Consider the following 12,699-nt stretch of genomic DNA (forward strand, 5'->3'; position numbering starts at 1 on the left):
CCCGCGTCGGGTGCGGCTCCCGTCCTGGGAGACCTCGTCAGTTCTGGTGGACGGAGTTGTGGCCCGGCCCGCCCGACAGGACGTCCGTGCCGGTGCCGCCCCACAGCGTGTCGTTGCCGGAGTTGCCGTAGATCGTGTCGGCGCCGGCGTTGCCGTAGAGGACGTCGTTGCCCGTGCCGCCGTAGATGAAGTCGTTGCCGGCGCCGCCGCTGATCCGGTCGTTGCCGGCGCCGCCGGTCAGGCTCTGGCCGCCCGCGCCGCCGGTGATGAGGTCGTTGCCCGCGCCGCCGTCGGCCGCCGCGCCCACGGTGGTGATGGTGTCGCTGCCGTTGCCGCCCTGGGCGATGGTCTCGACGCCGCCGCGCAGGATGTCGTCGCCGTTGTCGCCCCAGCCCACGGAGTACTTGCCGAGGGTGATCGTGTCGTTGCCGGTGCCGCCCGAGACGTAGTCGCCGTCGACGCCGCCGTCCTCGGTGTACTTGTCGTTGCCGGCGCCCAGGTCGGCCGAGGCGAAGTAGTACGTCTGGGCCGTCCTGTTGTGGTACGTGAGGGTGTCGTTGCCGTCGCCGAGCGTCAACTGCACAGTGGGGTAGGGGTCTTGGCTGTCCAGCATGGTGACCGTGCAGGAGACCTTGGTGTGGTCCGAGGCAGTGGGGTACGCGCAGCCGGTGCCCGGCCTGATGGTGACGACGTCGTCGATGACGTACGTGATCCTGTCGGTGCCGGTCGTGTGCGTCGCGGTGACGACCGCCTTGTTGGTCTGTCCGGCGGCGGCCGTGTACAGGACCTCGGTGCCGCCGTTGCCGAGCGCGGCGGTGGCCGGGGCCGTGACCGCGCCCGCGGTCCCGGCGACAAGCAGCGGCGCGGCCAGGGCCCCACCGAGGGCCAGGGTCATGAGGCGACTGACAGAACGAGAGGACATCGCGCAACCTCCGGGCAACGTAAGGGGAGTTGGCGGATTCCGAGGAATTCGGATTCCGACACCGCGTACGACCCGCCCTTCGCGGGCTTGGTTGTGCGTCCTTTCGCGCGGGTGTCGTCCCGGCATGAATCGTCAGCCGTGATTCAACGCGAATTCATCCAATGGCCCGCTGATCAATGACAACCATCGCTAGGAGGCACGGGCCAGTTCCGTCGCGTCACGGCGGAACGCCCACCGCATCTCCGGTTCCATCGCGAAGCGGAAGGCCCGGCGGACGGGCGGCGTACACAGCGCGGTCACCGCGGCGGCGGCGACCACCGTCACCGTGAGCTCGCCGAGCGGCCCCTGGACCCACGAAGGGCCGTACCAGCCCCAGGACTTGGCGCCCTGCGCGAGAAACCCGTGCAGCAGATAGCCGTAGAGCGTGCCCGCGCCCAGTGCGGTGAACCAGGTGCGGCGGCGCGGCACCCAGGCCAGGAAACAGGCGACCAGCAGCGTCGAGCAGGCGAAGAGGGCCAGGGTCATCAGGGGTCCTTCCCAGCCGGGCGCGCCGAGTTGCTCCGCGCTCGCGTTGTGGAAGAGCCAGGAGTAGTCGAAGCGCGGGACCGACCAGTAGGCCACCGCGAGCGCGCACACGAACACCGGGAGCGCCAACTGCCGTACCTCCGGCCGCCGTACGAGCTGGAAGTGCTCCGGCTTCAGGGAGAGACCGAGCACGAAGTACGGGAGGAACTGCAGCACGCGTTGCAGATCGAGGTCGTCGCCGATGGAGGGGGACAGCGTCGCCAGCATCGCGATCGCCAGGGCGAGCGGCAGCGGGTGGCGGACGTGGTTCCACACCGGGGTGGTGAGGCGCCAGACGAACAGAGCCGCCAGGAACCACGTCAGATACAGCGGGTCCAACAGGCTGACGGCGCGGTCGGGTTGGTGGTCCGTCCAGCGGGTGAAGAGCGTGTACGCCGTCTCGAAGACGACGTACGGCACGACGACTCCCGTCAGCAGCCGCCTGATCTGGGGCGGGGTGGCGCGGAAACTCCGGGAGAAATAGCCGGAGATGACGATGAACGCCGGCATGTGCACCGCGTACACGAGCGTGTACAGCGCGGTGACACTGCGGCTGCCGGAGCGCAGCGGCTCCCAGGAGTGGCCGATCGCGACGAGGACGATCGCCAGGTATTTGGCGTTGTCGAAGAACGGGTCGCGCGGCCTTGCCGACGGCCCGGCCGCCCGCTCGGGGCCGGCGCCCGCCCGCGGCGCCGGGGCCGCCGTTCCTTCCTGTACGACGTCCTTCGCGGTGGTGTTTCGGTACGGCATCCGGACCGCCTCACCGCTGTCCGGCGCGGCAAACCTCCTCCTGGGCAGAGGTGGTACGCGTCACAGGAGAGGCGGGGGTGTTCTTGCCTTTCCCGGGCAGGGTGGCAGGCCGGAAGGTTGCCGGAGAACGGACAAGCGCTTGCCGTGCGGGCGGTGCGAGAGTGCCGGTTATGACCGGTGACCCTGACGTGGTGATCTGCCGTATGCCCGCCGCGCGTGGCCTGTGGTCCGGGGTCGGACTCGGGGCGGCGGGGGCCGTCGTGGCCGCGCTGGGCGCGGTGTACGGGGGCCCGGACGTGCTGTGGCTGACCGGCGGCGGGTCGCTCGTGCTCCTCGGTCTCGTGTCGCTGTACCTGGTCACCGCCCGGGTGAGCGCCGACGCGCACGGCCTGAAGTCCCGGACGCTGCTGCGCAGTTGGAGCGCGCCGTGGCACGAGGTCGCCGAGCTGCGGGTACGGCTGGAGCGCGGCAACAGCTCGTGGGGCGGACAGAGCCGCCGTATCAGCGTGCTGCTGCGGGACGGGCACAGCACGACGCTGCTCCTGCCGGCCGCCAGTGCCACCCAACTCGCCGCATTCGACGCACAGTTGACCGCACTCCGCGCGCTGCACCGGCGCTACGGGACCGGCGTCCGGGAGTCGGCGGACGTCCCCGTCATCTCCGACCGCACCGCCGGGAGCGGCTGGGCGGGTCCGGCCGTCGTCTGGTGTGCGGTGCTGCTGGTGGGCGCGGGGGTGGCCGCCGCGTTCGTGTCGGACACCGCGGCCGACGAGCGGGCGTGGCGGTCGGCCGCCCCGTGCACCGCCGCGACCCCGGCCGCGGACCGCCGGGAGTGTCTGACCCACACCTCGGCGGTGATCGCGCGGACCGACCCCAACCGGCCCAGGAAGCTCAGCTGGCTGTACTTCACCGACAACCGGCCGATGGCGCGCCTTGAGGTCCCGGTCGAGGCCGCCAACGGCTTCCACGCCGGTGACAAGGTCCAACTCACCTTCTGGCGCGGCGAGGTGAGGGTGGTCACCGGCTCGCGGTACGTGTGGCACCGGCATGTCGAGGACGCCGGGGACCTGGCCGTGATCGCGGCCTTCGCCGCCCTCGCCGCGGGCTACCCCGGCGCGCTGACCCTGCAGCGGCTGCGCGGACGCCGACTGCCCGCCGACGACGTCCTGCCCTCCGCCCTGCCGTTCGCGCTCCCCCTCGCCGCTACGGCCCTGTGGCTGGTGCCGCTCTGCTACCTCCACCCGACGACCCTGCTGGCCTCCGCGACCACGATCGGCTGGCTGGCGGCGGGCACCCTCGGCACGGCCGCGCTCCTGGCCTGGGCCTGGCGCGAGACCCGGGTCCGCCCGGCCGACGAGGCCGAACGCGCCTCAGAGCTGCCCGAGTTGGACGGCGAGGTGTTCGTGTCCGCCCGCTTCCTGGAGCACACCGACTACAACCCGTACGGCTTCGGCACCCATATCGCCCTCGGTGACGGGCCGCCCGCGGTGACCCCGGGTCCGGGCCGGTTCGCGGCCCGCCGGATCCCGGTGGAACGGCTCACCGTCAAGGCCGTACGGCGGGCCCGGGGCGGCGACGGCGACACCGTCCCCAGTGACTGGCACATCGCCGAACTCGACGACGGGGGCCGCCCGGTCCGCCTCGCGGCGGCACCGGCCGACCTCACCCGCGTCCTGCGCGAACTGACGGCGGTGCGGGAGACGTCGTAGCGCGCCGCCGCCGTGGGCCTCAGTCCTGCCTGGGGCCGGCCTGCTGGACCACCTCGAAGGTCCACAGCGTGGCGTCCGTCGCGGCGGGCCTGGGGCGTTCGCCCTGCGCGGATCCGTCCTGGGGCGTGCCGCGGTGGGCGGCCTGGCCCATGCCGGACATCCACTTCTGGAAGTCCTCCTCGGCGCGCCAGCGGGTGTAGACGAGGTAGGTGTCGGTGCCCTCGACGGGCCGCAGCAGCTCGAACCACTCGAAGCCGTCCGAGCCGTCCACCGTCCCGGCGCGGTTCGCGAACCGCTTCTCCAGCGTCTCGCGTTGCTCTTCGGGGACGGTGAGTACGTTGATCTTGACGATGCTCATGGGCCCATTGTCCCAGCGCCGTCACCCGACCCGGTGAACTGGCGTGTCCTCCGGGGCGGTTGTGTGCCGAACGGCGGTCACCGGCCGTCCTCTTTCGGGTGATCCGTGGACGGCATAACGGCCGTAACGTTTCCTCACTTCGGCCGCCGACCTGCGTTTTTGCTGGTGGGGACGGTGATTTGGCTCATCAGTTCGCATCGTGTCACGCTCCCGGCCCGATCTTGATCCGATCTACAGTCGTGCTCGCTCGTCCAAGATCACTTACGAACGAGGCGTGTGTGACCCACCGACTGCCCAGCGCAGCCCCCCTCTTGACGCCGTCGCGGACGGCCGTCCTTGAGGGCATCGCCGGTTACGTCCCCCCGGACGCGGTGGCGAACGACGCCCTGCCCGCCGCGTGGGGTGTCGACGACGCCTGGGTGCGCCGACGCACCGGCATCGGCGAACGGCGGCGCGCGGCACCGGGGGTGACCACCGGCGACCTCGCGCTGGAGGCCGCCGACCGGGCCCTCTCGGCCGCAGGCCGGCCGCCCGTCGACGCCGTCGTCGTCGCCACCTCCACCCCCGACCGGCCGATGCCCGCCATGGCACCCCGGCTCGCCACCCGCCTCGGCCTCGGCGGACCGGCCGCCTGGGACGTGTCCGCCGCGTGCAGCGGATTCGTCTACGGCCTCGCCGCCGCCGTCGGCGCCCTGGCCTCGGGGTGCGCCGACCGGGTCCTGCTGGTCGCGGCCGAGGTGTACTCCACGCTCCTCGATCCGCAGGACCGCTCCGCCGGAATCCTGTTCGGCGACGGCGCCGGGGCCGCCGTGCTGCGGCGCGGGGCACCGGACGAGCCGGGCGCGGTGCTGGCGTTCGACCTGGGCAGCGACGGCTCGGGCGACGAGCTGATCCACGTGCCCGGCGGCGGTGCGCTGGAACGCTCCCGACCGGACGAATTCGGCCCGGACGACCGCTACTTCCGCATGCGGGGACACGACGTCTTCCAGCATGCGGTGACCCGTATGACGCAGTCCGCCCACACCGTGCTCAAGCGCGCGGACTGGGCGGCCGAGGACATCGACCGGTTCTGCGCCCACCAGGCCAACGCCCGGATCCTGTCCGCCGTCGGCGCCCGCGTCCCCGTGCCCGACGACCGGCATGTCACCAACATCGCCCGGGTCGGCAACACCGGCGCCGCCTCCATCCCGCTGGCCCTCGCCGACGCCGCCGCGCGGGGTGAACTCCACGCCGGGCAACGGGTGTTGCTCACGGCCTTCGGCGCCGGGCTCACCTGGGGCTCGGCGGCCCTGGTCTGGCCGGAGCTGCCGGAGGTGCCCGGGACCGGCAGTGCCGGCACCGCCGACGGTGCCGACCCGGCCGTGTGACGCCGGCCGTGTGATGCCGATCGTCTGAGACCTCGCCCGTTCGCGGGCGGCCCCGCTGTTCCCCGTCCGCCGGTGCTCGCCGTCTCCGCGTACCGCGAAACAGGTCGAGCGCCCCGATTGTGCAGCACCGCTCACTCGTCGAAAGGAACGCCATGTCTCCCGTCCAGAGTGCCGTGACCGCCGTACTCACCCAGAAGTTCGAGGTCAGCCCCGAGTACATCCGCCCGGAGGCCACGTTGGAGAGCCTCGACCTCGACTCGCTCGCGCTGGCCGAACTCGCCCTGGCGCTCCAGGAAGAGCTGGGGGTTCCGGTGGCGGAGGAGGAGGCCGCCAGACACTGCACCGTGGGTGAGCTCGTCGCCACGCTGAACGCCAAGCGGGCGTGATGAAAGCACCCTGCGCACCCGTCTCCGTCACCGGCCTGGGGCTCATCACCCCGGCCGGGGTCGGCCGTGCGGCGACCTGGGACGGGGTTCTCAGCGGCCGTTCCACCGCCGCCACCGACCCCGAACTCAAGGGCTGCGCCGTCGACTTGTCCTGCCGTATCCCCCTCATGACACCGGAACAGGCCCGGATCGGCGGCGGCAAGGCCTGGCGCATGGGCCGCTTCAGCCAGCTGGCCGTGCTGGCCGCGCGGGAGGCGGTCGCCGACGCCGGGCTCGACCCCGCCGGATGGGACGGGGCACGGGTCGCCGTGGTCATCGGCTCGGGTCTGGCCGGGGCCGCCCACCTGGAGGACCAGACCCTCCGCCACCACCAGGGCGGCCCGGAGCTGGTGTCGCCCGCGCTCGTGCCCATGCTGATCTCCAACATGGCCGCCGGAGAAGTCCTGTTGGACCTCGGCGCCCACGGCCCCTCGCTCGCGACCGAGAGTGCCTGCGCCTCCGGGGCCAGCGCCCTGGCCACCGCACGCGCGCTGCTGCTCGCCGGGCTGTGCGACATCGCGGTGGCGGGCGGCGCGGAGGCGGCCGTCACCCCGGTGATCACCTCCGGCTTCCAACGGATGGGCGCGCTGTCCTCCCGCGTCGACGAACCCGGCGCCGCCTCACGGCCGTTCGCGGCGGACCGGGACGGGTTCGTGATCGCCGAGGGCGCCGCCGTGCTCGTCCTGGAACGGGAGGCGGACGCCCGCGCCCGTGGACAGCGGCGCTACGCCCGGCTCGCCGGCGTCGGCCAGACCTCCGACGCCTTCCACCCGACGGCCCCCGCACCAGGGGGAGTTCACGCCGAGGCCGCGCTGCGGGCCGCGCTCGCCGAAGCGGGGCTCGGTCCCGGGGACGTCGACCACGTCAACGCGCACGGCACCTCGACCCCGCTCAACGACCTGACCGAGGCGGAGCTGATCCAGCGGGTGCTGCCGCACCGGCCAAGTGTCACCGCGCCCAAGGGAGTTCTGGGCCACGGTCTCGGCGCGGCCGGCGCGGTCGAGGCCGCGCTCACCGCCCTCACCGTGCACCGCTCCACCGTGCCGCCGATCGCCAACCTCGCCCCGGACAACCTCCCCTACGACCTGGACTGCGTGACCGGCCTCCCCCGCCGGCAGCGCGTCCGGGCCGCCGTCAGCCACTCCTTCGGGTTCGGCGGGCACAACGTGGTGCTGCTGTTCACCGCCGAACACTGACGACCGGGGACCGAGGACCGACGACCCCGAGGGACTCACCACAGGAAGGATCAATGACCGTTCACAGCACGATCGTTCACGCCACCGTCCACATCCCCGAGGGACGGCAGAGCGTGGCCGCGGTGGAGGACCGCTTCCGGGCGGGCAGCCCCGCCGTGCCGCTGGCGCGCGGGGTGCTCCAGCGCATGTACGGGCTGGCCGAGCGCACCGTGGCCGACGACCTGGAGCAGCCCTCCGACCTGGCCGCGCACGCGGCCCGGCGCCTCTTCGACGACACCGGCACCGACCCGGCCGGCATCGACCTGCTCCTCTACGCCGGCATCCTCGCCGACATGGAGGAGCCCGCCACCGCCCATGTCGTCGCCGACAAACTCGGCCTGGGCTGCCCGGTGTTCGACCTGAAGAACGCCTGCAACGGAGTCCTCAACGCGCTGGAGGTCGCCGACGCGTTCATCCGGGGCGGTCGGTACCGCCGGGTGCTGGTGACCACCGCCGAGGTCAGCACCCGGGAGAGCCGCTGGCAGGTCGACGACCCGGCCGAGCTGGCGACCGCGCTGCCCAGCCTCAGCACCGGCGACATGGGCTCGGCGATCCTGGTCGAGGCGGGCGAGCGGCCCGGCATCCTCGGCTCCCGGTTCTTCGCCAACTCCTGGGGCTGGCGGGCGGCGACCCTGCCCAACCCGTACGCCCAGCACCGCAGACTCGGCCATCTCCGCATCGACTCGGCGCAGTTGGTGGGCTCCTTCGACGGGTTGCCGGACAAAGTGCGGGGCGCGCTGCGGGAGTTGGACCTCACGGGCGACGACCTGGACCTCGTCTGTGTGCACCAGCCCTCGGTGCCGTTCACCAAGGTCGTCTGCGACTGGGTGGGCGTGGACCCGGGCCGTGTCCTGGCCACCTTTCCCACCCACGGCAACGTGGCGACCAACACCATCCCCCTGCAACTGGCCGCCGCCCTCGACGCCGGACGGCTCCAACGCGGCGACCTGGTCGGCATGTTCGGCTTCGCGAGCGGGGCCAGCGCGGGAGTGGTCGTCGCCCGCTGGTGAACCACGTCGACTTCCCGGCCCACGGCACCGTGTCTCCGTACGAAGGTGAATACGAAGGTGAAAGCGCCTTGACCACGACCCGCGTCCCCCGCACTCCCCGTATCCCTCCCCTCCCGCCCGCCGAATGGCCCCCGGTCCTGCGGGCGTTGCTCGCCGACTCCCACCGGGACGGCCCCGGCCGGGAGAACCTCTTCGGCACCCTCGCCCACCACCCCGTCCTCGCCCACGCCTGGCTCTCCCTCGCCCGCGTCCTCACCCACGAGGGCACCCTCGGCCACCGCAGACGCGAGCTGATCGTCCTGCGCGTCGCCCACCGCCTCGACGCGCCCTACGTCCACCGGCGGCACCGCACCCCGGCCGCGGACGCCGGACTCACGGACACGGAGATCGACGCGACGAGCGCCGACCTGGACGCCCATGCCTGGGCGGGCGAGGACGGCGACCTCCTGGCGGCGGCCGACCTGCTCGCCGTCAACTCCCCGTTGCCCGACGTCCTTTGGGGCCGCCTCGCCCGAGTCCTCAGTCCCGGGCAACTCGTCGAGCTCCTCGTCCTGGCGGGCCAGACCGCCACCATGTGCGCCACGCTCAACACCCTCCGCACCCCCTCCGACCAGCAGCCCACGCTCACCGTCCGCCTGGACCGCGAACGCTGTTGCAGCGCGGGCCAGTGCGTCGGCGCCGCGCCCGAGGTGTTCGAGCAGGACGAGGGGGACGGCCGGGTCACCCTGCTCGTGCCGGAGCCGGACGCGCGCTACGCCGACGAGGTGCGGTTCGCCGCCGACCTGTGCCCCAGTGGCGCCATCACGCTGGTCGACGAAGAGGAGCCGGCCCGCTCATGACCACCGCCACCACCCTCGAACTCCCCGCCCCCTACGGCAGCTGCCCCTTCTCCCCGCCGCCCGCCTACACCGACGCCGCCCGCGAGGCCGCCGTCACCCGTGCCGTGCTGCCGGACGGCACCGCGTGCTGGCTCGTCACCGGCTACGACGAGGTCCGTGCCGTGCTGGCGGACGCCCGGTTCAGCGCCGACGCACGCACACCGGGGTTCCCCTTCCTCTCCGCCGGGCAGCGTGAACTGGCCACCGCCAAACCGAGTTTCATCCGCATGGACGACCCCGAGCACGCCCGGCTGCGCCGCATGGTCAGCAAGGACTTCCTGGTCAAGCGGATCGAGCAACTGCGCCCGGGCATCCAGGACATCGTCGACCGGGCCGTGGACCGCATGACCGAGGGCCGCACCTCGGCCGACCTGGTGGCGGACTTCGCGCTGCCGATCCCCTCGCTGGTCATCTGCCTGATGCTCGGGGTGCCGTACGAGGACCACGACCTGTTCCAGTCGCTCAGCCGGACTCTCCTCGACAACCGGACCACCCGGCCGGAGGCGGAGCGGGCGCACGCCCAACTCATGGGCTACCTCGCGGAGTTGGCCGAGCACAAGCGCAGCCGCCCCGCCGACGACATCCTCAGCCGGCTCGCCGCCCGCGAGGACCTGACCCCGCAGGAGACCGCGTCACTCGGCTTCCTCCTGCTGGTCACCGGGCACGAGTCCACGGCCAACATGACGGCCGTCAGCGTGCTCGCGCTGCTCCAACGCCCCGACCAGGCAGGCCTGTTGCGCGCGGATCCGGGCCTGGTCCGTGGGGCCGTGGAGGAGCTGCTGCGCCATCTCACGATCATCCACCTGGGCCTGGGGCGCGCGGCGACCGAGACCGTGCGGGTGGGCGGGGTGACGATCCCGGCCGGGGACGGTGTGATCTGCATGCTGTCCACGGCCAACCGGGACCGCCAACACTTCGGTCACGCCGATGACTTGGACCTCACCCGGGACGCGCGCCGCCATGTCGCCTTCGGCTACGGCATCCACCAGTGCCTGGGCCAGACCCTGGCCCGCGTGGAACTCCAGACCGTCCTGACGACCCTGCTCCGCCGTCTGCCCGGCCTGCGGCTCGCCGTCCCCGCCGGTCGACTCGCCTACAACCGGGACAACATCGTGTACGGGCTGCGCGCGCTCCCGGTGACCTGGGGCTGAGGTCAGAAAACCCGCCCCAGGTCCTGCTGCACGATCGTCCGCATGCTGTGCTCGGCGAGCGCGGCGATCGTCGTGGACGGGTTGCAGGCGCCGGTGGAGCCGGGGATGCGGGCGCCGTCCAGGACGTGGAGGCCCTTGTGACCGAGGACGCGGCCGGCGAGGTCGACGGCGTCGCCCATCGGGACGCCGCCCAGCGAGTGCCAGGTGGAGGGGGCCCCGGCGTTGGTGTCGATCATGAAGCCGCCGCCCGCCGTGGCGATGTCCTGCATCTTGGCCGCGATCAGTGCCTGGAGTTCGGCGTCCGCGGTGATCCGGATCTGCTCCTGGACCGTGCCGCCGGTGTCGATGCGGTCGACGGACAGCACCCACTTCTTGTTGGCGTCCAGCGCGAGGGTCGCGGACGACGTGCAGCGGCGCCACCTGCACCAGACCGGTGGACTCCGCCTGCGCGAGATAGGTGACGTCGATGGAGTGCTTGCCGCCGTTGTCGACGCCGAACGCGATGTCGCTGGTGGTGTACGTCGGTTCGTACAGTCCCGCCAACTCGCCCCGGACATAGGCCCAGTCGATGGGCAGCGGCACCTTGAACAGGGTCAGGTCGGCCCTCGGCGCGACGTCCCGGAAGAGACGGGAGGACTTGTAGGGGTCAGTCGCACCGTACGGACCCCGCACCGCACGTACACCGACTCCGTCGGCGAGGAGACCAACGAACTGTTCCGGCTCACCGTGTACGCACCGGGGCAGGCAGTCAACTGTGCGGTAGGTCGGCCGAGTTGGCGGGCGAGGTCGTACGGAACATCGCGAAGCGCTTGCCGGTGGGCTGAGGTCTCAGAGCTGTACCGGCATGGTCCAGCAGTTGGAGGTGGCCGGCCTGCCGGAGAGGCGGTCGATGAGCCAGGAGATGGCGTTGCCCTGGTCGGTGAGCAGGGGTGCGAAGTGATTGACGAGCGCGCTGCCGACACTGGGCAGGACGACGGGCTTATACGTGACGTCGGCGCCCTTCGCGCACCAGTCGACGGCGAGTTGACGGGCCTGGGCGTGCGGGACGAGGTTGTCGCTGACGCCGGTCGCGAGGCGGACCGGCCCCGACGGTTTCAGCGTGCCGATGCGCTGTTCGTCGACGTAGGCCTGGAAGGCGGGAGTTGCGGCGATGATGTCGCTGAGGGACTGCCCGTCCGTGGTCCAGCTGGTGCTCTTCGTATAGGCGTAGCCGAGCAGCGCGTCGCCGACGCACATGGTCGACAGGTCGGTGAGCGCGGCCTTCCCGGCGGCGTTGAGGTGTGCCTCGGCCAGGGGCTTGAGCGCCGGGTCGGACTGGAGGAAGCCGTTGAGCGACCAGCCCAGCGCACCGGCGAGTTCGCTGCCGTCGATGGCCTTGGTGACCGAGGTCAGGTCGGCGGGCGGGGCTCCGGCGTAGGTTCCGGAGAGGGTGACGTCGGGGGCGTAGGAGGACTGGAGTTCGGCGGCCGCGGCGGTGGCGCCGCCGCCCTGGCTGTAGCCGTAGAGCCCGACCGGTGAGTCCGCGGTGACCGAGGTTCCGGTGAGCGAACGGGCGGCGCGTACGGCGTCCAGTACCGCGTGCGCCTCGTCGATCCGGTTGACGTAGGTGTGCAGCCGGTCCGTGGCACCGAGTCCCACGTAGTCGGTGACGACGACGGCGACGCCCTCGGCGAGCAGGCGGTAGATCGACAGGTCCTCGTAACCGACCGAGACGGTCTGGCTGGTGAAGACGAGGGGGTGTTCCAGGCCCATGGAGGCGGAGCACTGGTCGCCCTGTCCGACGGTGCCGGGGGCGACCGCGACGAGGGGGCGCGGGCCGCTGCCGGACCAGTCGGCGGAGGGTTCGATGTAGGCGCCGGTGACGGCGACGGGCTGCCCGTTGGAGTCGGTGGACTTGTACATCAGCCGGGTACCGGTGCCGGGGAGGGTGCCGTCGAGGCCGGGCAGGCTGAGGGCGAGGGGGAGGGGCTCGCTGCGGACGAGGGCGCCGTTCGCGGCGGGCAGGGTGGCGGGCGGGTTGTAGAACGCGGGGATCGTGACACCTCTGGACACGATCTCGTCCGAGGCGGTGGCGGCGGTCGCGGTCGCGATGACCAGGGCCTGGGCCCCGAGGCAGGCGACGACGGTGAACGCGGCGCCGAGCAGGCGCCGTTGGCGTGCGGGCATGGCGAACCTCCTGTGGAGCGGCCGTCAGGAAGCGGCGGCGCGGTGGCGCACACACGCGTCCCACGTGTGTGCGCCGGCGCCGCCGGAAAGTGGTTCGCCTGGAACTTACCTGCGGGTAAGTTACTCGTGATACCTGTCGGTAGGTTACGTTTCGGTAATGTGAC

General features: G+C 72.2%; 12 protein-coding genes. 7 read left to right on the plus strand and 5 right to left on the minus strand.

All coding sequences use genetic code 11. From position 1 onward, the window contains the following. Positions 1-37: 37 nt before the first annotated feature. Both ACWDEW_RS38260 and ACWDEW_RS38265 read right to left on the minus strand, forming a co-directional pair. Positions 38-895, minus strand: a complete 858-nt coding sequence (locus tag ACWDEW_RS38260) for a calcium-binding protein (RefSeq protein ID WP_450519292.1) — start codon at positions 893-895, stop codon at positions 38-40. Between the two features lie 216 nt (positions 896-1,111). Then, the gene (locus ACWDEW_RS38265) at positions 1,112-2,236 is read right to left on the minus strand and encodes an acyltransferase family protein (protein ID WP_450519294.1); all 1,125 of its coding nucleotides are present in this window, start codon (positions 2,234-2,236) and stop codon (positions 1,112-1,114) included. A gap of 170 nt (positions 2,237-2,406) precedes the next feature. Here ACWDEW_RS38265 and ACWDEW_RS38270 point away from each other — a divergent pair, with 170 nt between their 5' ends. Further along, the gene (locus ACWDEW_RS38270) at positions 2,407-3,945 is read left to right on the plus strand and encodes a PH domain-containing protein (protein ID WP_450519296.1); all 1,539 of its coding nucleotides are present in this window, start codon (positions 2,407-2,409) and stop codon (positions 3,943-3,945) included. Between the two features lie 19 nt (positions 3,946-3,964). On the opposite strand, the gene ACWDEW_RS38275 is transcribed toward ACWDEW_RS38270, so the two are convergent. Then, entirely contained in the window at positions 3,965-4,303 is a 339-nt protein-coding gene (locus ACWDEW_RS38275) for an antibiotic biosynthesis monooxygenase family protein (protein ID WP_450519298.1), read from the minus strand. 278 nt (positions 4,304-4,581) lie between these two features. Between ACWDEW_RS38275 and ACWDEW_RS38280 the strand changes: the two genes are divergently transcribed. From ACWDEW_RS38280 to ACWDEW_RS38305, 6 genes are all read left to right on the plus strand, one after another. After that, complete coding sequence (locus tag ACWDEW_RS38280; RefSeq protein ID WP_450519300.1) at positions 4,582-5,670, plus strand: beta-ketoacyl-ACP synthase III; 1,089 nt, start codon at positions 4,582-4,584, stop codon at positions 5,668-5,670. 152 nt (positions 5,671-5,822) lie between these two features. Next, positions 5,823-6,056 carry a phosphopantetheine-binding protein gene (locus ACWDEW_RS38285; protein WP_362980941.1) on the plus strand — a complete coding sequence of 78 codons (234 nt, stop codon included), beginning with the start codon at positions 5,823-5,825 and terminating at the stop codon, positions 6,054-6,056. Then, positions 6,056-7,291: a beta-ketoacyl-[acyl-carrier-protein] synthase family protein gene (locus tag ACWDEW_RS38290; protein WP_450519302.1), complete on the plus strand. Its 1,236-nt coding sequence runs from the start codon at positions 6,056-6,058 to the stop codon at positions 7,289-7,291. Before ACWDEW_RS38285 ends, ACWDEW_RS38290 begins: the two co-directional genes overlap by 1 nt. 53 nt (positions 7,292-7,344) lie before the next feature. Further along, positions 7,345-8,340 carry a 3-oxoacyl-ACP synthase III family protein gene (locus tag ACWDEW_RS38295; protein WP_450519304.1) on the plus strand — a complete coding sequence of 332 codons (996 nt, stop codon included), beginning with the start codon at positions 7,345-7,347 and terminating at the stop codon, positions 8,338-8,340. 68 nt (positions 8,341-8,408) lie between these two features. Next, complete coding sequence (locus ACWDEW_RS38300; protein WP_450519306.1) at positions 8,409-9,179, plus strand: ferredoxin; 771 nt, start codon at positions 8,409-8,411, stop codon at positions 9,177-9,179. Beyond that, positions 9,176-10,369: a cytochrome P450 gene (locus ACWDEW_RS38305; protein ID WP_450519308.1), complete on the plus strand. Its 1,194-nt coding sequence runs from the start codon at positions 9,176-9,178 to the stop codon at positions 10,367-10,369. The genes ACWDEW_RS38300 and ACWDEW_RS38305 overlap by 4 nt, the downstream gene beginning before the upstream one ends. 2 nt (positions 10,370-10,371) lie before the next feature. On the opposite strand, the gene ACWDEW_RS38310 is transcribed toward ACWDEW_RS38305, so the two are convergent. Together ACWDEW_RS38310 and ACWDEW_RS38315 are read right to left on the minus strand one after the other, a co-directional pair. After that, positions 10,372-10,734 (minus strand): GMC oxidoreductase, encoded by a 363-nt coding sequence (locus tag ACWDEW_RS38310; protein ID WP_450519310.1) that lies wholly within the window; start codon positions 10,732-10,734, stop codon positions 10,372-10,374. Positions 10,735-11,197: 463 nt separating this feature from the next. Next, positions 11,198-12,535 carry a lipase family protein gene (locus tag ACWDEW_RS38315; RefSeq protein ID WP_450519312.1) on the minus strand — a complete coding sequence of 446 codons (1,338 nt, stop codon included), beginning with the start codon at positions 12,533-12,535 and terminating at the stop codon, positions 11,198-11,200. Positions 12,536-12,699: the final 164 nt, after the last annotated feature.

This window comes from Streptomyces sp. NPDC001100 (assembly GCF_053598575.1).

What these genes read in the sequence shown, in the direction of transcription:
- ACWDEW_RS38285 (WP_362980941.1), top strand. Translation starts at nt 5,823, where the DNA reads ATGTCTCCCGTCCAGAGTGCCGTGACCGCCGTACTCACCCAGAAGTTC.
- ACWDEW_RS38305 (WP_450519308.1), top strand. Translation starts at nt 9,176, where the DNA reads ATGACCACCGCCACCACCCTCGAACTCCCCGCCCCCTACGGCAGCTGC.
- ACWDEW_RS38260 (WP_450519292.1), bottom strand. Translation starts at nt 895, where the DNA reads ATGACCCTGGCCCTCGGTGGGGCCCTGGCCGCGCCGCTGCTTGTCGCC.
- ACWDEW_RS38275 (WP_450519298.1), bottom strand. Translation starts at nt 4,303, where the DNA reads ATGAGCATCGTCAAGATCAACGTACTCACCGTCCCCGAAGAGCAACGC.
- ACWDEW_RS38270 (WP_450519296.1), top strand. Translation starts at nt 2,407, where the DNA reads ATGACCGGTGACCCTGACGTGGTGATCTGCCGTATGCCCGCCGCGCGT.
- ACWDEW_RS38265 (WP_450519294.1), bottom strand. Translation starts at nt 2,236, where the DNA reads ATGCCGTACCGAAACACCACCGCGAAGGACGTCGTACAGGAAGGAACG.
- ACWDEW_RS38290 (WP_450519302.1), top strand. Translation starts at nt 6,056, where the DNA reads ATGAAAGCACCCTGCGCACCCGTCTCCGTCACCGGCCTGGGGCTCATC.
- ACWDEW_RS38295 (WP_450519304.1), top strand. Translation starts at nt 7,345, where the DNA reads ATGACCGTTCACAGCACGATCGTTCACGCCACCGTCCACATCCCCGAG.
- ACWDEW_RS38315 (WP_450519312.1), bottom strand. Translation starts at nt 12,535, where the DNA reads ATGCCCGCACGCCAACGGCGCCTGCTCGGCGCCGCGTTCACCGTCGTC.